Consider the following 20,420-nt stretch of genomic DNA (forward strand, 5'->3'; position numbering starts at 1 on the left):
TCTCAGTCGAGTGGTTTCTCGTACTCGAACCGTTCGGTTTCGAACTGCTCGTCGGTGGTCGTGCGTCGTTCGCCGAAGCCGACCGACTCGTAGAAGCCGACGCCGGTCTCGTTCTCGGCGAACACCGAGACGCAGAGGTGGTCGAAGCCGCGGTCGCGGAACGCCGTCTCCAGCCGGTCCAGCAGCGCGCTCCCGACGCCGTCGCCCCAGTGGTCGGGGTGAACGTAGATGCGGTACAGGTGGGCCACGTTCTCGTCGTCGGCGTCCGGAACGCCCTCGACGTAGCCGACGACTGCGCCGTCGACCGCGGCGACGAAGAACGGTCGTTCGTCGGGCTCGACGTCGTCCGCGACGAGTCTCTCGGGGTCGTACCAGTTCGCGACGATGTCGTCGACGGCGTCGGGCCCGAGGATGTCGTCGTAGACGGCGTGACAGGACGCGTCGGCGACGCGCTGGACGGCGCGGGCGTCGTCGGCCGTGGCCGCGCGCACGGAGAGCGGATCCGTCATGCGTCGACGATTCGATGCGGGACGGGAAAGGTCTGGGGTGGGGGTGTCACACCGTCCCAACGACACCCGTTCGCAAGCGTGGCCGCCCTCCGAAATCGTTTTCATCCGGCCCCGCGGACCATCGGTATGCCGACCGATTCCGAAACGGGGTACGACCCCACACTCGGGAACAAATTCATCTTCGTTACAGGCGGCGTGATGTCCGGACTGGGCAAGGGTATCACGGCCGCGAGCACAGGCAGACTACTGAAGAACGCCGGGTTCGACGTGACCGCGGTCAAGATCGACCCGTACCTCAACGTCGACGCCGGCACGATGAACCCGTACCAGCACGGTGAGGTGTACGTCCTCAAGGACGGCGGCGAGGTCGACCTCGACCTGGGGAACTACGAGCGGTTCCTCGACGAGGACATGACCTTCGACCACAACGTCACGACGGGCAAGACGTACAAGCACGTCATCGAGAAGGAACGGGCCGGGGACTACCTCGGCAAGACGGTCCAGATCATCCCGCACATCACGGACGACATCAAGCGCCGGGTGCGCGAGGCGGCCGAGGGCACGGACGTCTGCATCGTCGAGGTCGGGGGCACCGTCGGCGACATCGAGGGGATGCCGTACCTGGAGGCGCTGCGCCAGTTCGCCCACGAGGAGGACGAGGAGGACTTCCTGCTCACCCACGTCACGCTGGTGCCGTACTCGAAGAACGGCGAGCAGAAGACCAAGCCGACCCAGCACTCGGTGAAGGAGCTCCGGAGCATCGGCCTCCAGCCCGACGTGCTGGTCGGCCGCTGCGGCGAGCGGCTCGACCCCGAGACGAAGGAGAAGATCGCGCTGTTCTGTGACGTGCCGACCGACGCCGTGTTCTCGAACCCGGACGTCGAGGACATCTACCACGTACCGCTGGTCGTCGAGGAGGAGGGCCTCGACGCCTACGTGATGGACCGGCTGAACCTCGACGCGAAGGCGCTGCCCGAGGAGAAGCGCGACAACACCTGGCGCAACCTCGTCACCCGCGAGCGCGAGGGCGAGGTCGACATCGCGCTGGTGGGCAAGTACGACCTGGAGGACGCCTACATGAGCGTGAACGAGGCGCTGAAGCACGCCGGCCTCGCGAAGGGGGTCGACGTGAACGTCGTCTGGGTCGACTCCGACGAGATGGTCAACGCCGACGCCGACAGGACCCACCGCAAGCGCCTGGAGTCCGCCGACGGCATCGTCGTCCCCGGCGGCTTCGGCTCCCGCGGGACCGAGGGGAAGATCCACGCCATCCAGTACGCCCGCGAGCACGACGTGCCGTTCCTCGGCCTCTGCCTCGGCTTCCAGATGGCGGTCGTCGAGGTCGCCCGGGACGTACTCGGCTACGAGGACGCCCACAGCGCCGAGATGGACCCGGAGACGACGAACCCGGTCATCGACATCCTGCCCGAGCAGTACGAGGTGTCGGACATGGGTGGGACGATGCGGCTGGGCGCCCACCAGACCGACATCACCCCCGGCACGCTCGCCGAGGAGGTGTACGATGCCACCGCCTGCACCGAGCGCCACCGCCACCGCTACGAGGTCAACCCCGAGTACTTCGAGGACTTCGCGGAGACGCCGCTCGTGTTCTCGGGCCGTGCGGGCAACCGGATGGAGATCCTGGAGTACGAGGACCACCCGTACTTCCTCGGCACGCAGTTCCACCCTGAGTTCCGGTCCCGCCCCGGCCGGGCGTCGCCGCCGTTCGTCGGCCTGCTCGAGGCCGTCATGGAGCTGGCGGGTGTCGACGGCGCCGACAACGGTGTCGACGGTGAAGAGGTGACCGCCTGATGGTGAACGTCGACGAGTTCATCGACGAGAAGGTCGCCGAGATCGCCGACGCTGTCGGCGACGCAAACGCCGTCATCGCGCTGTCGGGCGGCGTCGACTCCTCGACCGCGGCCGCGCTCGCCTACGAGGCCATCGGCGACCAGCTCACGCCGGTCTACGTCGACACCGGCCTCATGCGCCAGGGCGAGACGGAGGAGATCCGCGAGACGTTCGACTACATGGAGTCGCTCCGCATCGTCGACGCCCGCGAGCGCTTCCTCGACGAGCTCGCCGGCGTCACGGACCCCGAGAAGAAGCGCCACGTCATCGGCGAGCAGTTCATCCGCGAGTTCGAGACGGTCGCCCGCGACGTCGAGGCGGACTACCTCGTCCAGGGGACCATCTACCCCGACCGCATCGAGTCGGAGGGGACCATCAAGTCCCACCACAACGTCGGGGGGCTCCCCGACGTCGTGGACTTCGAGGGCATCGTCGAACCCATGCGCGACCTCTACAAGGACGAGGTCCGCGAGGTCGCCCACGCGCTCGACCTCGACGAGCTCGTCGCCGAGCGCATGCCGTTCCCCGGGCCCGGGCTCGCCGTGCGCATCATCGGCGAGGTCACCGAGGAGAAGCTCGACGTCGCCCGGATGGCCAACCACGTCGTCGAGGAGGAACTGGAGGAGCACGAGCCCTGGCAGGCACTCGCGGCCGTCCTCGGCAAGGCCACCGGCGTCAAGGGCGACAACCGCGTCCACGGCTGGGTCGTCGCCGTCCGGTCCGTCGAGTCCCGCGACGGCATGACCGCCCGCGCCCAGGAGGTCGACTGGGACACCCTCCAGCGCATCCAGTCGCGGATCACGGCGGGTCACGACAACGTGTCGCGAGTCGTCTACGACGTGACCCACAAGCCGCCCGCGACGATCGAGTACGAGTAGCACGCCGGTATTCTTCCTGTCCCTTCGTTTTCAGGGCTGGTGGCTGCGACTGTCGTATCCACCAGCCAGAAAGCCCCTTGTTAGTGGTCAGTCATTCCAGCGGCAACAGCCAGAAAGCCCCTGCTGGCTCGACTCCCGGGACCCGCGCTGCGGTCCTCGCTCCGCTGCGGTCCTTGCGGGGTCCGGGTTCGTCGACCCAGCAGCCCCTTTCAGTCCCGGCCGCCGCACCCGCACCGCACCTCACCCCTCCCCAGCCTCTTGCGCTCCTCGCTCCGCTCCGGTGCTCATCCCTCGCGCGGATGGCTCGACGCGCTCGTTTCACTCGCGCCGTCTCGCCAGCCACGCGCCAGTGGTGGATGGTTTCCAGCAATCGGAAATGCTCGTTCACTCCTCGCCGATGCGGAGGAACATCCCCCGTGAGGCGGGCGCGGTTGGCTCGAACCCCCAGCGCTCGTAGAAGCCGTCGACGTCCGCCATGAGGTTCACGTAGGCGGATTCGGGGGCGGTCTCGCGGAGGTGGGTGACGAGCGCGTCGGTGATCTCGGTGCCGAGCCCCCGGCCCTGGTGGTCGGGGTGGACGACGATGTCGGTGAGCTGGAAGACCGTGCCGCCGTCACCGACGACCCGCCCCATGCCGACGACGGTCTCGGTGCCGTCCTCGCGTGCGACGACGGTGACCGCGTGGTGGCTGTTGGGGACGCCGGCGCGGGCGGCTTCGAGGGTCCGGTGGGACATCCCGGCTGCGTCGCGCAGTTCGACGAACCGCTCGGGTGTCGGCGGTTCCTCGCGGAGTTCGTAGGTCGAGGAGTCCATGTGCGTGCTCCTCCACGCCGGGCGAAAACGCTGTCGAACAGCAGGGTTATAACCTAGTAGTATTACCTAGTAGTCGATGACGCAGCTACGAGAAGCACGCAACGGAGCCGTCACCCCGTCGATGGAGCGCGTCGCCGACCGCGAGGGCGTCGACCCGGAGTTCGTGCGCCAGCAGGTCGCCGACGGGCAGGCGGTGATTCCGGCGAACGTCCACCACGACTCGCTGGACCCGATGATCATCGGCCGGGAGTTCGCGACGAAGGTGAACGCGAACATCGGCAACAGTGACACCACGAGCAGCATCGAGGCGGAGCGCCGCAAGCTCCACGTCGCGGTGAGCCACGGCGCGGACACGGTGATGGACCTCTCGACGGGCGAGGACCTGGACCGCATCCGCGAGGACAACGTGGAGCGCTCGCCGGTGCCCATCGGGACCGTGCCGCTGTACGAGGCGCTGAAACAGGCCGGGTCGCCGGAGGACATCACGCCCGAGATCCTGCTCTCGGTCGTCGAGAAGCAGGCGAAGCAGGGCGTGGACTACATGACCATCCACGCCGGCATCCTCGCCGAGCACCTGCCGTTGACCGACGGCCGCGTCACGGGCATCGTCTCCCGCGGCGGCTCCATCATGGCCTCGTGGATGGAGGCCAACGGGGCCCAGAACCCCTTGTTCACGCACTTCGAGGACATCTGCGAGATCTTCCGCGAGCACGACGTGACGTTCAGCCTCGGGGACAGCCTCAGGCCCGGCTCGGTCGCCGACGCCTGCGACGAGGCGCAGTACGCCGAGCTCGACACGCTGGGCGAGCTGACCCACGTCGCGTGGGACCACGACGTGCAGGTGATGGTCGAGGGACCGGGCCACGTGCCCATGCACAGGGTCGCGGAGAACGTCGAGCGGCAGCAGGCGGTCTGCGACGGCGCGCCGTTCTACGTGCTCGGCCCGCTCGTCACCGACATCGCGCCGGGCTACGACCACATCACGAGCGCCATCGGGGCCGCGATGGCCGCCGAGGCCGGCGCGGCGATGCTCTGCTACGTCACCCCGAAGGAGCACCTCGGCCTGCCCGAGGAGCAGGACGTGAAGGACGGGCTGGCGGCGTACCGAATCGCCGCGCACTCGGCGGACATCGCGAACGACCGGCCCGGCGCGCGGGACTGGGACGACGCGCTCTCGTCGGCGCGCTACGAGTTCGACTGGCGCGAGCAGTTCGACCTCGCGCTCGACCCGGAACGCGCCCGCGAGTTCCACGACCAGACGTTGCCCGGCGACAACTACAAGGACGCCCGCTTCTGCTCGATGTGCGGCGCGGAGTTCTGCTCGATGCGCATCGACCAGGACGCCCGCGAGGGCAGCGACCGCGAGCGCACCGTCGAGATACCGGACCTCGACGAGAGCAAGGCGGCGGAGGTGAACCGACCGCCCGTCGGCACGCACGACGCGAGCGCGATGGCCGACCGCATCGTCGAGCGCGCGAGTTCGGACGACTAGCTGTCAGAATCCGTATCGAAGATCCCTTCGCCACAGACTTTTGTTCGCACCGGAGAACTCGGAAGCATGGACACGCCCACCCGCCGTCGCCTCCTGGCCGCGCTGTCGGCCACGGCGGCGACCGCCCTCTCCGGCTGTTCGAGCGACGACGGCACCGCGAGCGAGACACCGACCGACACCCCGACGGGGACGCCGACCGCGACGGCGACCCCCACGACGACCGAGGAGCCGACGGCACAGGAGACGACCGCCGATGGGTCCGTCGACCCGGCCGCACTCCGGACCGAGGCCCGCGAGCTGACCCTCGCCCTGGCCGACGGCGAGTACGAGCGCGTCTCCGACGCCTTCACCGACGAGGCAGCCGAGGTGCTGACCCCGGAGCGTCTCGAGGGTGCCTGGCGGCAGACCACCGGCGACCGCGGGCCGTTCCGGGCCATCGCGAACGCCGCCTACACCGAGGGCGAGGACGGCAGCCACGTCGTCCTGGTCGAGACGACGTTCGACGCCGGCGCGCTGACCTTCCGCTGGACGTTCGACGCGAGCGGCGAGCCCGTCGGCCTGTTCATCCGCCCGCCGCAGGGCGAGTACAGCCCACCCGACTACGTGGACCAGTCCGCCTTCGCGGAGACCGAGCTCACCCTGCCCTCGCCGGCCTGCGACCTCGGCGCGACGCTCGCGCTCCCGACCGGCGACGGGTCGGTCCCGGGCGTCGTCCTCGTCCACGGCACCGGGCCGAACGACCGCGACCTCACCGTCGGCCCGAACAAGATCTTCCGCGACCTCGCCCACGGGCTCGCCACCCGGGGCTACGCGGTCCTCCGGTACGACAAGCGCACCTTCGCCTGCGACGTCTCGGTGGCCGACGACGTGACCATCGACGACGTGACCGTCGACGACGCCGTCACCGCCGTCGAGCGCCTCCGCGAGGAGGACCGCGTCGGCTCGGTCCACGTCGCCGGCCACAGCCAGGGCGGGCTCGCCGCGCCCCGGATCGCCCGGCGCGCCGACGCCGACGGGATGGCGCTGCTCGCCGCGCCCGCCGGCGACCTCTGGGAGCTGCTGCCGATGCAGAACCGCCACATCTTCGGGCTCGACGGCGAGATCAGCGACGCCGAACAGCGTCGCATCGACGAGATAACCGCGGAAGTGGAGCGCATCACGAACGGGAACTTCTCCGAGGACGAGGACCTGCTGGGCTTCGACGGGAGCTTCTGGGCCAGCCTCCGCGCGTACGACCAGACCGCCGTCGCTGCCGAGCTCGACATCCCTGCCATCGTCCAGCAGGGCGAGCGCGACTTCCAGGTGCCGCCCTCGGACATCGAGGACTGGCGGGACGCCATCGGCGACGACCGCGGCACCTACCACAGCTACCCGTCGCTCGACCACCTGCTGTTCCCCGGTTCGGGCACCTCCAGCCTCGCGAAGTACTACGAACCGAACAACGTCAGCGTGGACGTCGTGGCGGACCTCGACGCCTGGCTCGCCGCGCGGTGACCAGCGACGCAAGCTCACCCAGCGAGTTTACAATTAGTGTAAACTTCCGGCCTGGCGCGCGGCTGGCGAGCGTACCGAACGAAGTGAGGTCGCGAGCCATCCGCGCGAGGGATGAGCATCGTGGTTCGGGAGAGCGTAGCTCTCCCGCCATCACGAAAATCTCCGATTTTCGAACGACAGCGAAGCGAGGAGCGCAAGAGGCTGGGGAGGTGTGAGGTGCGGGTGGTGGGACTGAAAGGGGCCGCGTTCTCGCCAGCCGAGACGACGAAAGGACCGCAGCGGAGCGAGGACCGCAGCGAGTCGCAGGCGGCGAGAACGCGGGGGCTTTCTGGTGGTTCCAGTTACCAGCTCTCCCTGTCCATGAAGGGGCTTTCTGGCTGTTCTCGTCACCAGCAGTTCTTCCGACTCTGTGTACGTTCCGTACGGTCACGACCCATCTAATAGGATTACCACGTCCAGGCAATCCATCCACACGCACTCACGGACGCCAGTTTCATACAGACGCCGTCCGTCGGACCCGCCATGGACACCTATCGCGCGTTGCAGGTCGACGCGTTCACCGACGAGCCGCTGTCAGGCAACCCGGCGGGGGTCATCCCGGACGCTGACGGGCTGGAGGCGGAGCGGATGCAGGCGGTCGCGGCGGAGCTGGCGGTCTCCGAGACGGCGTTCGTGCACCCGAGCGGGAGCGCCGATCTCAGGCTGCGGTACTTCACGCCCACGACGGAGGTGGACCTCTGCGGACACGCCACCGTCGCCACCTTCGGCCACCTGTTCGAGGACGGCGTGGTCGACGCGGACACCTACGCCGTCGAGACGAACGTGGGGGTGCTCGACGTCACCGTCGAGGACGACGGCACGGTGTGGCTGGACCAGGACACGCCGACGGTCGTCGAGGTCGACCTGGACTACGACCGCGTGGCGGACGCGCTCGGCATCGATCCGGCGACGCTGCAGGACGTGGGCGCGGACCTGCCGCTGGCCATCGCGGAGGCGGGGGTGCGCTACCTCGTCGTGCCGGTGAACTTCCTCGAGCACCTGGGCAACGTCGACCCGGACCTCGGCGCCGTCGAGGAGCTCACGGACGAGGTCGACGCCACGGGGCTGTACGCGTTCACGTTCGACGCCGTCGACGCGGACGCACAGCTCCACGCGCGGATGTTCGCGCCGGGTGCCGGCATCCCGGAGGACCCGGTCTGTGGGACGGGTGCGGGCGCGGTGACGGCGTATCTGGACCACTACGGCGCGTTCGCCGACGAGTTCCCGGACGAGGTCGTGATAGAACAGGGGCACTTCGTCGACCGGCCGGGTCGGGTGCGTGCCCGCACCGCACCGTTGCGCGTCGGCGGCCGGAGCGTCACCGCGCTCGACGGCTCGCTGGTCGTTCCCGAGGCGGACGAGGACGAGATCCTGGAGGCCTAGGGCAGCGGGTCGTCGTCGCCGTCGGACTGCTTCTTGCGACCGGAGCGCGTCTCGTCGTCGCCGGAGACGGCGTCGGTCGCGCGCTCGCTGCGATTGGCGCCGTCGGATCCGCCGTCGTCGTCGCCGGACCCGGACGACCCACTCCCGCCGGAGCGGCTCCCGGACTGCGAGCGACCCGACCGGCCGGAACGTCCGCCGCCGGACCCGCTCGACGACCGTCGACTCCCGGACTGACCGGAAGCCGAGCTCGACCCCTCGCTCGTTCCCGAGGACCGCGCCGACCGCCCGCCCGACGCACCGCTCGAACGGCCGGCGGTGGTGCTGGTCGACCCGCCCGTGGAGACGCTCGTTCCCGCTGCGGGGGCGTCGTCCGCCGCGGCATCGCGTTCGACCTTCCGGATCTCGGCACGGAGGTCCTTCTCGACGCCGGAGAGCTGGTCGTTCACCACGTCGAGCACCTCGCTCTTGAGCTGCTCGTCGTCGCTGCCACCGGCCTCCACGGCGATGGCTCGCTCCATCGTCTTCGTCAGCGCGATGGACTTGCCGAGCTGCCAGACGACGAGGCCGACGACCGATAGCGCGATGGTGATGACGGGGTTCGCCGCCGCGATGGCGGGGTCGAACTCCGCCGGGAAGTTGTTGGACAGGATGGTGATGGTCTCCCAGAGACCCAGGTAGATGCCGAGGCCAACGAACGCCATCCCGACGCCGAACGACAGCCACGAGAGCAGTCGGTAGAAGCCGACCAGTTTGAACGTCTGCTTGGTATCCATGGCAGATGGGTCACGACGACAGACCATAACGCCTGCGGCTATCCGACCCGGTGAGCGGCGACGGGCCGTCGGTTAGCCCAACGATTGAAACCACTAGACTGCATGGGTCCGGACATGACGACACAGGCGGACCGACTCGGCGACGAGCTCCGCGACCGCGGAGAGACGCTGGCGGTTGCGGAGTCGTGCACGGGTGGACTGCTCGGAGCGCGAATCACGGCGGTTCCCGGCGCATCGGACTACTTCGACCGGGGACTGGTGACCTACGCCTACGGCGCGAAGGAGCAGCTGCTCGGTGTCGACCGCGAGGCACTGGACGAACACGGCGCGGTCTCCGAGCCCGTGGCGCGACAGATGGCCCGTGGCGTGCGCGACACCGCGGACGTGACCTGGGGGGTCTCCACCACGGGGGTCGCCGGCCCCACCGGCGGGAGCGAGGAGACGCCCGTCGGGACGGTGTACATCGGCGTCGCCTACGCGGGACCATGGGGAAGCGGCTCCTCCTACGCGACCGTCGAGCGATACGAGTTCGACGGCGACCGCGACGCCATCCGCGAGCAGACGGTCGACCGGGCGCTCGCGGACCTGCTGGCCGAGGTGGAGCGATGAACAAGAAAGGGCACGTGATGAACGCCGTCCTCCTGAGCATCGGCATCGGCTACATCCTCGAGCCCGCGGGCACGGAGACGACGTTCGTGCGCATCCTGGAGGTGGGCCTGCCCATCACGCTCGGGGCGCTCTTCCCCGACGTGGACACCGAGTTCGGCAAGCACCGGAAGACGCTCCACAACCTCCCCGTGCTCGGGCTGTTCGTGGCGTTCCCCCACTTCTTCGGCGGCAACCTGCAGTTCGTCTGGATCGGCATCCTCACCCACTACGTGCTCGACGTGATGGGGAGCAAACGGGGTATCGCGCTCTTCTACCCCTACTCGAAGGAGTTCGGGCTGCCGATCGGCGTCGCGGTCAAGAGCGACCACGCGGACCTGATGACGGTCGTCATCACCGCCCTCGAACTGGTCGTCGTCGCCGCCATCGTGTTCTACACGCCGTGGGACACGCTCCGACTCGGCGACAGCATCCAGCAGGGAATCCAGGCGATCGGCGCGTAGGAGTCAGTACACCGCGATGTCGTCGAACCGGCCCTCGTAGGCGATGTGCTGCGGGTGGGTCGGTTCGGTGCCCTGGAGGAACAGCCGGTCGATCTTCGACCACGAGTTCTCGTAGCCGAGGTGGGCGAACTCCGCGAGACAGCGGAGCTGATGTCGGACTCCCGTCCGGCGGCCGACGGTCCGCGGTGCGCCGTCCCGCAGCGCGTCGACGACGTCCGCCGGCCCCTCGACCTCCCGCTCGAAGCGGGTCCAGACCTCGCCGACGCTCGATTTCAGGTGTGCGTACGACGAGCCGAATGGGGGCCAGCCACCGTCCTCGACGATGCGCCGTGCACGCCGCCCGGCACGGGCGAGGAGCTTCGGGTTGTACGCCTCGACGCCGTGGATGCGGTCGCCGTAGGCCGCCAGGTCGGCGCTGGTCAGGCTGACGTTCAGGAACCCCGGGTGCGGCGCGAGGACCACCGCGCCCTGTCGTTCGAGCTCGCCCATCGCGCCCTCGAGCGTGATGAAGTCCGGGACGGGCTCCTCGAGGCCGACCGCGAGCAGGTGCTTGCGCGCGTGCCAGCTCCCGGTGAAGATCTCGCGCGCCGGCACGACGACCAGCTCGTCGTCGCTGAAGGCGGCGGCCCGCTCCCGGATCTCCGGCAACCTGACGAAGTGCGGTGCGTACACGAGTGCGTCCAGCCCGGCCGCTTTCGCCCGCTCGACGACCGCCTCGTCGAGCACCTTCACGTGCATGTCGACGCGGGAGCCCTCGCTGTCGCTCACGACGACACGTTCCCCGACACCAAATTTATCCGTTGCGTTTCTTCGACGTGAATCGTCGGGGCCGCTCGCCGCTGCCCCGACCAGCTCGGTGCCCGGAGCCCAACTGGTTTTGCACGGCACCTATTTTTATTCGCAGCGTGTACTACGATACGAGTAGCCCGCGCAGCCCTCACACAACGGACACTACCATGAAGAAGGACCAGGTCAAGGCAGGCAAGACGATTCAGCAGCAGACGGGGCGAACGTTCCACCTAGCGACGCGGCTCCTCCCGAAACGCATCAGACACGCGACCTACGTCCTCTACGGGTTCTTCCGTATCGCCGACGAGATCGTCGACGACCCCGCCGGTCCCGACCCCGACGAGCAGGCCGCACAGCTCGCCGACCTGCGCGCAGAGGCGCTCGGGCAGCAGCCGACCGACGAGCCCGTCATCGCTGCCTTCGTCGATCTCTGTGACGAGCACGACATCGACGACGAGTGGGTGATCGAGTTCCTCGACGCGATGGAGAGCGACATCGACACGGACCGCTACGAGACCTACGAGGACCTCGAGGGCTACATGCGCGGGTCCGCCGCCGCCGTCGGCGTGATGATGACCGACATCATGGAGCTCGACGAGGAGGAGTACGAGCGGGCGCTCCCGCACGCCATCAAGCTCGGCGAGGCGTTCCAGCTGACCAACTTCGTCCGCGACGTGCGCGAGGACGTCGTCGACCGCGACCGTGTCTACCTGCCCATCGAGACGCTCGAACGCCACGGCGTCGACCGCGACCAGGTCATGCGTCTGGAGTCGAGCGAGGAGTTCCGCGCCGCCGCCGAGGAGGAACTGCACCGCACCGAGGAGCTGTACCGGGAGGGCGTCGCCGGCATCCGATTCCTGCCCGAGGACTGCCAGTTCGCCGTGCTGCTCGCGGCGGTGCTGTACGCCGAACACCACCGGGAGATCCGTGCGGTCGACTACGACGTCATCAATCACGAGCCCGACCTCTCGACCGCCCGCAAGCTCGCTCTCGTCGCGAAGACGCGCTGGCACTGGCTCTGGAACAAGGACCCGGAGGCGGTGTTCCACCGCGTGAGCGCGGTGCCCGCCGGCGAGGCCAAGCACCACGAGCACGGGCGCGGCTGGATGCGCTGGCTGCCGACGCGGTGAGGCGACCGCCCCCACGACCTGTCCCCGCCGTTCGGAGGAAGCTATTTTTTCGTCGCGAAGGTATATCCGGTAATGAGTTACCGTATCGACGAAATCGACGAGCGAATCCTCTATCACCTCGCGGACGACGCGCGGAACACCACCGCGACCGAGATCGCCGAAACCGTCGACGTGACGCCGGTGACGATACGCCATCGCATCAAACAGCTGGAAGAGCACGGCATCATCGACGGCTACACCGCGAGCATCGACTACGAGCTCGCGGGCGAGAAGACACGCCACCAGTTCACCTGCACCGCGCCGGTCGAGAGCCGTCGACAGCTGGCCGCCGACGCGCTCTCCATTTCGGGGGTCATCGACGTCCGCGTCCTGCTCTCGGGCACCCGAAACCTCGTGGTCGTCGCGGTCGGGAACGACACCGACGACACCGCCCGAATCACCCGCGAACTCGCCGAACTCGGGCTCGACATCGACCGCGAGGACATCGTCCAGTCAGCCGTCACACAGCCGTATCAGCCGTACAGTCCCGACGCCGGGCACGCGCTCTCGGTCGCGGACTTCCGCAGCCTCAGCGGCGGCTCCGAACTCGTCGAACTCACCGTCTCCGAGGCGGCGGAGGTCGCCGGGCGGACGCTCCAGGAGGTCGGCGAGAACGGCCTCTTCGACGACGAAATCCTGATAATCAACGTCGAACGCGGCGACCGGAAGTTCACGCCGAAGGGGAGCACCACTATCGAGTCGGGCGACGTCATCACCCTGTTCTCCCGGGAACCGATTCCACAGGCGACCATCGACCGGTTCGACGGCGAGCCCTCTGAGGAGACCACACAGTGAGTGTTGCGTGTGGGGAAGATTTTAGCCGGCTATTTTCTTCGATGCGAAGGTTTGGCCCTAGATTTATATGCGATGCAAAACAATGTCAGTCCATGTCACGCAGTTGGAGTAGCGGTACCACGCCGTTCGACCGGCTCACCTCGCACTACGACGACGTCGACCTGAAGTGTCCGAGCTGCGGCTACGAAGACGAAGACGGCCACTGGAAGGCCGAGACGAACGGCGACACGGTCCTCTACCGGCATCTCTGTCCGAGCTGTGGCTCCATCCGCAAGCGGACGCTGAAGCTGCGGTCGTAGCACGGGAGTACAACCCTTTTGAGCACGTCGGGCGAACTGGCGTGCATGCAGACCCACATCGTCCCGGTCGGCTTCGACTACGACCGGCTCATCGCGCCCCTGGTCCGCGACCAGTTCGACGTGGACCGGGTCATCCTGCTGGAGGGCGCGGTGGGGAGCGAGGCCAACGTCGAGTACTCGCGCAACCTGTCCCAGAAGCTCGAGACGGACTTCCAGAACCTCCTCGGCGCGGAGACCGAGCGCATGGTCGTCGCCGACGTCTACGACTACGACGCCGCGTTCGAGCAGGCGTACGACCTCATCGTCGACGAGCTGGACCGGGGCAACGAGGTCTGGGTGAACATCGCCGCCATGCCACGGACCGTCTCGTTCGCCTTCGCGACCGCCGCCCACTCGCTGATGGTCGAGCGCGAGGAGGACCGCGAGTCCATCCACACCTACTACACCGCCCCCGAGAAGTACCTGGAGACCGAGCTCGCCGAGGAGCTCCGCCAGCAACAGGAGCTGCTGGGGGACCTCGCCGACGCCGGCCTCGACGACGACCTCCGCGAGCGCGTGGTCGCCCGGCTCGACGCCGCCGACGGGCTCCTGAAGGAGTTCGACGAGCGCGGCACCACCATCGGCGCGAAGGAGATCGACGGCACCCACGTCATCGAGCTCCCCGTCGCCTCCTTTTCCAACGTCAAGCCGTTCGAGGAGGTCATCCTGTTCAAGCTCGGCGAGGAGGGCGAGTTCGAGTCCGTGTCCGAGCTCGCGGAGGCGCTGTCGCGGGAGTTGAACGAGGAGTACACGGACTCGTTCCGGTCGAAGGTCATCTACAACGTCGACCGGCTGGGACCGGGCGGGAAGGGGTACATCGAGCAGGAGTCGGCCGGGAAGTCGTACCGGACGCGGCTGTCGCGCATCGGCGAGCTGTGGGTGCGGGCGCATTCGGGCGAGGAGTAGGCCGTCGGCCGTCGTCGTCGGCCGGCAGCTTTTCCTCGCGTGGATGATCGAATGAAACATGGCCGAAAACGTGTTCTCCGGGTGGAACAATCCGGAGTACCGATGGTACTACGCCGCGACGACGTTCCCGGTGATGGCGGTCGTGTTCCTGCTCACGATGAACCCGACGCTCACGATACTGACCGTCGCCGGCATGTCGTTCCTCTGGTGGATGGCCGACCTGGCGACGTGACCGCCTGCCACGGCACCGCTGGCTTTATACCTGCGCGACGACCTCCTTCGAGCATGGAGCACGCCCCTGTCGCCGTAGTACGTACGTAGGGCCAGACAGCGGTGTGCGTCGTTCTCTCGAACTCGCACGCGAGGAGCGACGGCACCGTCGACGCGGGACTGCATCGATTGTATTAAACGGCGATTGGACCACTGACAGCACAACGAGCACCACATGCCAGACGGAGACTACGACCCCCGAGCGACAGAGGAGGAGTGGCAGAACCGCTGGGTCGACGAGGAGACGTACGCGTACGACCCCGAACACGAGGAAGTCGACCCGAACACGGTGTACAGCATCGACACGCCGCCGCCGACGGTCTCGGGGAGCCTGCACATGGGCCACCTGTACGGCCACACGCTGCAGGACTTCGCGGCGCGGTTCCACCGGATGGACGACGGCGCGGTGATGTTCCCGTTCGGCTACGACGACAACGGCATCGCCTCGGAGCGGCTCACCGAGAGCGAGCTGGGTATCCGGCACCAGGACTTCGAGCGCCGCGAGTTCCAGCAGAAGTGCCGCGAGGTCTGTGCGGAGTACGAGGCCGAGTTCACCGAGAAGATGCAGGACCTCGGGATGAGCATCGACTGGAACCGCACGTACAAGACCATCGAGCCGCGGGTCCAGCGCATCTCCCAGCTCTCGTTCGTCGACCTGTACGAGCAGGGCCGCGAGTACCGGAAGAAGGCGCCGGCAATCTGGTGTCCCGAGTGCGAGACCGCCATCTCGCAGGTCGAACAGGAGGACGCGGAACGCCACACGCACTTCAACGACATCCGGTTCGACCTGACCGAGCCCACGGAGTCGGGCCGCGAGAGCTTCGTCATCGGGACCACCCGGCCGGAGCTGCTGCCCGCCTGCGTCTCGGTGTTCGTCCACCCGGACGACGACGAGAACGCCGAACTCGTCGGCGAGACCGCCGAGATACCCATCTTCGGCCACGAGGTCCCTATCATCGAGGACGACCGCGTCGACCTGGAGAAGGGCACCGGCGTCGTCATGTGCTGTACGTTCGGCGACCAGAAGGACATCGAGTGGTACCAGGCCCACGACCTCCCGCTGCGAGTCGCCATCGACGAGTCCGCGACGATGACCGACCTCGCGGGCGACTACGAGGGGCTGAGCACGCACGAGGCCCGCGAGGCCATCGTCGAGGACCTCGACGAGCTGGGCTACCTCGAAAGCAGGGAGGAGCTGACCCACACGGTCCAGGTCCACGAGCGCTGCGAGACGGACGTCGAGTTCCGCGTCTCCAAGCAGTGGTACGTCGAGATCCTCGACCACAAGGAGGAGTACCTCGAGGCCGGCGAGCAGATGGACTGGTTCCCCCAGAAGATGTTCACGCGGTACGAGCACTGGATCGAGGGGCTGGAGTGGGACTGGCTCATCTCGCGCCAGCGCGACTCCGGCATCCCGTTCCCGGTCTGGTACTGCACGGACTGCGGGCAGGAGGTCCTCGCGGAGAAGGCCGACCTGCCGGTCGACCCGCTCTCCGACGACCCGCCCGTCGATTCCTGTCCCGACTGTGGCCACGACGAGTTCGAGCCCGAGGACGACGTGTTCGACACGTGGGCCACCTCCAGCCTGACCCCGCTGGTCAACGCCGGCTGGGACTGGGACGCGGACGAGGGCTTCACGATGGAGAACCCGGAGCTGTACCCGTTCGACCTGCGCCCGCAGGGCCACGACATCATCAGCTTCTGGCTGTTCCACACGGTCATCAAGTGCTACGAGCACACCGGAGAGGTCCCGTTCGACGCGACGATGATCAACGGGCACGTCCTCGACGAGAACCGCGAGAAGATGTCGAAATCGCGGGGCAACGTCGTCGACCCGGCCAAGGTCGTCGCGGAGTACCCCATCGACGCCATCCGGTACTGGGCCGCCAGCACCGCGGTCGGTGACGACTTCCCGTTCAAGGAGAAGGACATCGTCGCGGGCGAGAAGCTGCTGCGCAAGCTCTGGAACGCCTCGAAGCTGGTCGAACACCTCGCGCCCGAGCCAGTCGACGAGCCGGACGAGCTCGCACCGCTCGACGAGTGGCTCCTGGCAGAGCTCGACGCCATCGTCGAGTCGACCACCGAGCAGTTCCGGAACTACGAGTTCGCGAAGGCCCGGGACCGTCTCCGGACGTTCTTCTGGAACACGTTCTGTGACGACTACCTCGAGATCGCCAAACAGCAGGTGGAGGAGGGCGCGGCGTCGGAGACGCCGCGAGACGGAGGCGGCGGAGCCGCCGACGCCGACCCGCGTTCGACGCAGTACGCGCTCCAGACGGCCCACCGGACGTTCCTGCAGCTGTTCGCGCCGCTGATGCCCCACATCACGGAGGAGCTGTGGCACGACATGTACGTCGAGGGCGACGCGACCGACAGCATCCACACCCGCGACTGGCCCGCCCCCCGCGGCTACGAGGCCGACCTCGAAGGTGGCGAGGCCGCGATGGCCGTCATCGGCGCACTCCGTCGCTACAAGTCCGAGAACCAGCTCCCGCTGAACGAGCCGCTCGACCACGTCGCCGTCTACGGGAACGTCGACGGCTTCACCGACGCCATCGCGGGCGTCATGCACGTCGAGTCGTTCGAGCTGCTCGATTCGGCACCGGAGATCACGACCGAGGTCGCCGACATCGGTCTCGACTACGCCACCCTCGGCCCGAAGTACGGCGGCAAGGTCGGCGAGTTCGACGCGGCCATCGACTCGGGGGAGTACGAGCTCGACGGCGACACGCTCTCGCTGGCGGGTGAGACGCTCGAAGCCGACGAGTTCGAGGTCCGCGAGGAGCGCACCTACTCCGGCGCGGGCGAGATGCTTTCGGCCGACGAGGCCGTCATCATCGTCAACTGAGGGCGCTTCCGGACAGCGGTGTTACGTTTTCGAGGGGGCGACCGACGGCACGAGCAGCCGTTCGGCCGCGACGAGGACGACCAGTGAGACGAGCGCGGTCGCCAGCAGCGGGAGCTGGAGGCTCCGGAACGCCGGCAGCCGCCCCGAGGCGTCGAGCGCCCGGGTGACGCCGAACAGGGCCATGCAGTTATGGAAGACGAGCGCGCCGTACAGCGACCGGCCGACGAAGAAGAGCAGGCCGGTTCCGAGGCTGACGACGGTGAGGGTCGCGATGGTCTCCGGCTCGTCGAACGGCGGGCTGTGCGCGACGTGGTAGAGGCCGAAGGCGACGCTCGACAGGAGGAGGGCGAGCCAGGTGGCGATGGCGACGGTGACGCCGCGTCGGCGGAGCCACTCCTCCACCGTTGCGCCGAGGAGTGCCCAGCAGACCACCAGCTCGGCGATGGAGACCGTGAGGACCTGCGCGAAGGCGTTCGTCAGGACGACGGGGTCGGTCGATGCGGGGTCCTGTGCGAGGAACAGCGCCAGCCCGGTGCCGCCGCCGACGAGGACGGCGACGAGCGTGCGCCGGGTCGAGGCGAACCCGAGCCGCTCGCGCGTGAGCAGGCCGGCCACGACGGACTGGCGCGCCACCCAGAGGGCGAGGACGGTCCCGACGAGGACGTTGGCGACGAGGGCGTACACGAGCCGGTCGCCGGCCGCGTCGGGGCGGAGCAGCGTGCGGATGCGGCCTTCGAGCAGGTACGTGACCGCCGTCCAGCCGAGGTAGGTTCCGACCGCGGCGAGCACGGCACGGAACAGCGCGTGCTGGCGACGGCGCTGGCTCTCGGGTGGGGTGGTGCTCGCGCTCGTGCCCATGACGTCCCCGACGCGGTGCTCCCCATTCGTTCTACGCTCGTTACCGCCAGCAGGCACGGGTTCCAGACCTAGCTCGTCGTCCCGTCGGCGATCGGCACCTCCCAGAGCAGGACGAGCGCGGAGCCGACGACGAGGACGGCCCCCGAGACCGCGAGCGCGGCGAGCGGCGTCGTCGCGTCGGAGAGCACGCCGCTGCCGAGCTGGAACGGGACGACGGTCAGCCCGCTCACCATCGCCAGCGCGCTGAGCGTCGTCGCCCGGCCGACCGTGTCGATGCGGTCGTTGACGTACTGGCCGGCGAGCGACCGGGTCACGTCGGCGAGCCCGCGGGCGAACAGGAACGTCGGCAGCGCGAGGATGGGGAGGAAGTACATCCCGACGAGCGCGCCGCCGACGGCGAACGGGAGGACGAGGAACCACGCGCGCAGGCCGATCCGGTCCTCGATGGCGCCCGTGTAGTAGCTCAGACCCGCCCCCACGAGGCTGTACGCCGCGTAGAACGCGCCGAGGAGTGGTTCGACCTGTGCGGGGTCGAGCCCGAGGTCGACGACGACCGTCTCGAACACGGGCTGGAGGTAGACGAACACGAGGTAGGTGACGGCGGCGTACAGCACGTAGTAGTAGACGACGAGCGCGCGGATGTCCCGCTTCGCGAGCATCCCACGGATCACTCCGAGCGACTCCCGGAACCCGAGGGCGTCGGCCGTGCTCGCCTCGTAGGTGTCCGACTCCTCGACTGTCAGGAGGACGAGCACGCCGACGGCGGTGACGGCGGCGGCGACGAACCACGGGTACGAGAGGTCGACGCTGCCGAGCGCGCCCCCGACGACCGCCGCGCCGGCGCCGACCGCCAGCGAGACCGACTCGCCGCGACCCCGGACGTGCGCGAACTGGTCCTCGGAGAGGTCGTCCGTGAGCGTGTCGTAGAGCCAGGCGTCCTCGCTGCCCGAGCGGAAGTTGTAGCCCATCGACCAGCAGACGTAGAGCCCGGCGAGTGCGAGGAACGAGCTCGCGAGGCCGATGCCGACGAGGGTCAGCGCGATGAGCACAGTCCCGACGAGCAGGCTGTTCCGCCGGCCGACCCGGTCGCCGACGTAGCCCGTCGGCACCTCGCCGAAGACGGTCGTGAGGTTGTAGATGGCCTCCAGCGTGGCGATCTGCGTGAAGTCCAGGCCCTGCTGGAGGAAGAACAGGTACATGATGGGGCGGTAGAACTCGACCGCCTTCGTCGCCTTGTAGAGGTAGTACCTCCCGACGTCGCCGTCCGGAAGCCAGTCTCGTGTCGCCGCGCCGGCCATTCGGGCCGACGTACCGCGGTCACCCACTACTGCGTTGCGGTCGCGAGGCACTGCGCCGTCCGTCTACCGCTCGCGCGCCAGTCGGCCCTCCAGCTTCTTCACCCGCGTCGAGAGCGCGAGGAACGTCGCGAGCAGCGTCAGCACGACCGCGCCGGCGGCGGCGACCCGGTGTGGCCCGGGCGTGTGGATGATTCCGGACGCCGTGTACTCCTCTGCCGGGATGAGCGTGTGGTGCGGCGTCCCGACGATGGGGACGAAGTAGTCCACCACGTCGTTGAAGCCGTACCACAGCAGGGCGACGGCGACCGCGCGCACCGGGAAGTCGCTGATCCGGTGGAGGACGAACCCCTGGAGCACCATCGCGAGGTGGCTCCAGAACAGGAAGTTGTACATCGCCGCGTGCAGGTACGAGAAGTCGCCCTTGAACGCGAGCAGGACGAACGGCGTCCACGCGCCCAGCTTCAGACAGCCGAAGAAGGCGAGCGCGGAGAGGTACTCGTTCGGCCGGTCGAGCAACCAGGCCGCGAACGCCAGCGCGATGAAGAGCGTGGCGACGGGGCTGTCCGGGACGACCGGCCACGCGACCAGCGGCTCGATGGCGAACTGGCTCGGGTCCGCGACGAACCCCGGCGCGAACGGGTCGATACCGTAGTAGTAGAAGCCGAAGGCGGTGCCGAGCACGTTCGTCAGGACGACCACCCACGCGAACCTGAGCCCGAAGTCCTCGATCGTCTCGGGTACCGGTGCGACGTACCACGGGAGGTCCTCGCGCGCCGGCGGGTCGGCGAATGGCCACTGCATCGTTCAC

20 protein-coding genes are annotated in these 20,420 nt (G+C 68.3%); 13 read left to right on the plus strand and 7 right to left on the minus strand.

The features are described 5' to 3' along the window. Positions 1-2: 2 nt before the first annotated feature. Positions 3-509 carry a GNAT family N-acetyltransferase gene (locus ACSG06_RS03715; RefSeq protein WP_440988919.1) on the minus strand — a complete coding sequence of 169 codons (507 nt, stop codon included), beginning with the start codon at positions 507-509 and terminating at the stop codon, positions 3-5. Between the two features lie 126 nt (positions 510-635). Between ACSG06_RS03715 and pyrG the strand changes: the two genes are divergently transcribed. Both pyrG and guaA read left to right on the plus strand, forming a co-directional pair. Further along, positions 636-2,321 (plus strand): CTP synthase, encoded by a 1,686-nt coding sequence (pyrG, locus tag ACSG06_RS03720; protein WP_440988920.1) that lies wholly within the window; start codon positions 636-638, stop codon positions 2,319-2,321. Further along, positions 2,321-3,238 (plus strand): glutamine-hydrolyzing GMP synthase, encoded by a 918-nt coding sequence (guaA, locus tag ACSG06_RS03725; RefSeq protein WP_440988921.1) that lies wholly within the window; start codon positions 2,321-2,323, stop codon positions 3,236-3,238. The genes pyrG and guaA overlap by 1 nt, the downstream gene beginning before the upstream one ends. A 384-nt stretch (positions 3,239-3,622) precedes the next feature. On the opposite strand, the gene ACSG06_RS03730 is transcribed toward guaA, so the two are convergent. Next, on the minus strand, positions 3,623-4,051 hold the full coding sequence (locus ACSG06_RS03730) for a GNAT family N-acetyltransferase (RefSeq protein WP_440988922.1): 429 nt from the start codon (positions 4,049-4,051) through the stop codon (positions 3,623-3,625). 76 nt (positions 4,052-4,127) lie between these two features. On the opposite strand from ACSG06_RS03730, the gene thiC reads away from it, so the two are divergent. From thiC to ACSG06_RS03745, 3 genes are all read left to right on the plus strand, one after another. Continuing rightward, entirely contained in the window at positions 4,128-5,543 is a 1,416-nt protein-coding gene (gene thiC, locus ACSG06_RS03735) for a phosphomethylpyrimidine synthase ThiC (RefSeq protein WP_440988923.1), read from the plus strand. A gap of 66 nt (positions 5,544-5,609) precedes the next feature. Then, on the plus strand, positions 5,610-7,037 hold the full coding sequence (locus ACSG06_RS03740; RefSeq protein ID WP_440988924.1) for an alpha/beta hydrolase: 1,428 nt from the start codon (positions 5,610-5,612) through the stop codon (positions 7,035-7,037). Between the two features lie 522 nt (positions 7,038-7,559). Then, positions 7,560-8,459 (plus strand): PhzF family phenazine biosynthesis protein, encoded by a 900-nt coding sequence (locus tag ACSG06_RS03745; RefSeq protein ID WP_440988925.1) that lies wholly within the window; start codon positions 7,560-7,562, stop codon positions 8,457-8,459. Here the strand turns inward: ACSG06_RS03745 and ACSG06_RS03750 are convergent. After that, positions 8,456-9,232, minus strand: a complete 777-nt coding sequence (locus ACSG06_RS03750; protein ID WP_440988926.1) for a hypothetical protein — start codon at positions 9,230-9,232, stop codon at positions 8,456-8,458. The genes ACSG06_RS03745 and ACSG06_RS03750 overlap by 4 nt on opposite strands. 114 nt (positions 9,233-9,346) lie before the next feature. Here ACSG06_RS03750 and ACSG06_RS03755 point away from each other — a divergent pair, with 114 nt between their 5' ends. Together ACSG06_RS03755 and ACSG06_RS03760 are read left to right on the plus strand one after the other, a co-directional pair. Further along, positions 9,347-9,841 carry a CinA family protein gene (locus tag ACSG06_RS03755; protein ID WP_440988927.1) on the plus strand — a complete coding sequence of 165 codons (495 nt, stop codon included), beginning with the start codon at positions 9,347-9,349 and terminating at the stop codon, positions 9,839-9,841. Continuing rightward, positions 9,838-10,341, plus strand: a complete 504-nt coding sequence (locus ACSG06_RS03760) for a metal-dependent hydrolase (RefSeq protein ID WP_440988928.1) — start codon at positions 9,838-9,840, stop codon at positions 10,339-10,341. Before ACSG06_RS03755 ends, ACSG06_RS03760 begins: the two co-directional genes overlap by 4 nt. A 3-nt stretch (positions 10,342-10,344) precedes the next feature. Here the strand turns inward: ACSG06_RS03760 and ACSG06_RS03765 are convergent, their stop codons facing one another. Beyond that, positions 10,345-11,079: a PHP-associated domain-containing protein gene (locus ACSG06_RS03765; protein ID WP_440990288.1), complete on the minus strand. Its 735-nt coding sequence runs from the start codon at positions 11,077-11,079 to the stop codon at positions 10,345-10,347. A 218-nt stretch (positions 11,080-11,297) separates the two neighbouring features. Between ACSG06_RS03765 and ACSG06_RS03770 the strand changes: the two genes are divergently transcribed. The 6 genes from ACSG06_RS03770 to ACSG06_RS03795 all read left to right on the plus strand — a co-directional run bounded on the left by ACSG06_RS03770 (position 11,298) and on the right by ACSG06_RS03795 (position 17,456). Next, on the plus strand, positions 11,298-12,260 hold the full coding sequence (locus ACSG06_RS03770) for a phytoene/squalene synthase family protein (RefSeq protein WP_440988929.1): 963 nt from the start codon (positions 11,298-11,300) through the stop codon (positions 12,258-12,260). 72 nt (positions 12,261-12,332) lie between these two features. Next, a complete protein-coding gene (locus ACSG06_RS03775; RefSeq protein WP_440988930.1) occupies positions 12,333-13,094 on the plus strand; it encodes an Lrp/AsnC family transcriptional regulator in 762 nt (253 codons plus the stop codon). A 92-nt stretch (positions 13,095-13,186) separates the two neighbouring features. Next, positions 13,187-13,393 carry an HVO_0649 family zinc finger protein gene (locus ACSG06_RS03780; RefSeq protein WP_440988931.1) on the plus strand — a complete coding sequence of 69 codons (207 nt, stop codon included), beginning with the start codon at positions 13,187-13,189 and terminating at the stop codon, positions 13,391-13,393. A 45-nt stretch (positions 13,394-13,438) separates the two neighbouring features. Beyond that, entirely contained in the window at positions 13,439-14,338 is a 900-nt protein-coding gene (locus ACSG06_RS03785; protein ID WP_440988932.1) for an HFX_2341 family transcriptional regulator, read from the plus strand. 58 nt (positions 14,339-14,396) lie between these two features. Next, complete coding sequence (locus ACSG06_RS03790) at positions 14,397-14,570, plus strand: hypothetical protein (RefSeq protein ID WP_440988933.1); 174 nt, start codon at positions 14,397-14,399, stop codon at positions 14,568-14,570. A gap of 213 nt (positions 14,571-14,783) precedes the next feature. Further along, positions 14,784-17,456: a valine--tRNA ligase gene (locus tag ACSG06_RS03795; protein ID WP_440988934.1), complete on the plus strand. Its 2,673-nt coding sequence runs from the start codon at positions 14,784-14,786 to the stop codon at positions 17,454-17,456. A 21-nt stretch (positions 17,457-17,477) separates the two neighbouring features. On the opposite strand, the gene ACSG06_RS03800 is transcribed toward ACSG06_RS03795, so the two are convergent. The 3 genes from ACSG06_RS03800 to ACSG06_RS03810 all read right to left on the minus strand — a co-directional run bounded on the left by ACSG06_RS03800 (position 17,478) and on the right by ACSG06_RS03810 (position 20,413). After that, positions 17,478-18,314 (minus strand): CPBP family intramembrane glutamic endopeptidase, encoded by an 837-nt coding sequence (locus ACSG06_RS03800; protein ID WP_440988935.1) that lies wholly within the window; start codon positions 18,312-18,314, stop codon positions 17,478-17,480. Positions 18,315-18,382: 68 nt separating this feature from the next. Further along, positions 18,383-19,612, minus strand: a complete 1,230-nt coding sequence (locus ACSG06_RS03805; RefSeq protein WP_440988936.1) for an MFS transporter — start codon at positions 19,610-19,612, stop codon at positions 18,383-18,385. Positions 19,613-19,675: 63 nt separating this feature from the next. Then, complete coding sequence (locus ACSG06_RS03810) at positions 19,676-20,413, minus strand: DUF1405 domain-containing protein (protein WP_440988937.1); 738 nt, start codon at positions 20,411-20,413, stop codon at positions 19,676-19,678. Positions 20,414-20,420 lie beyond the last annotated feature (7 nt).

Source organism: Haloarchaeobius baliensis (genome assembly GCF_052060055.1).
GTDB lineage: Archaea > Halobacteriota > Halobacteria > Halobacteriales > Natrialbaceae > Haloarchaeobius > Haloarchaeobius baliensis.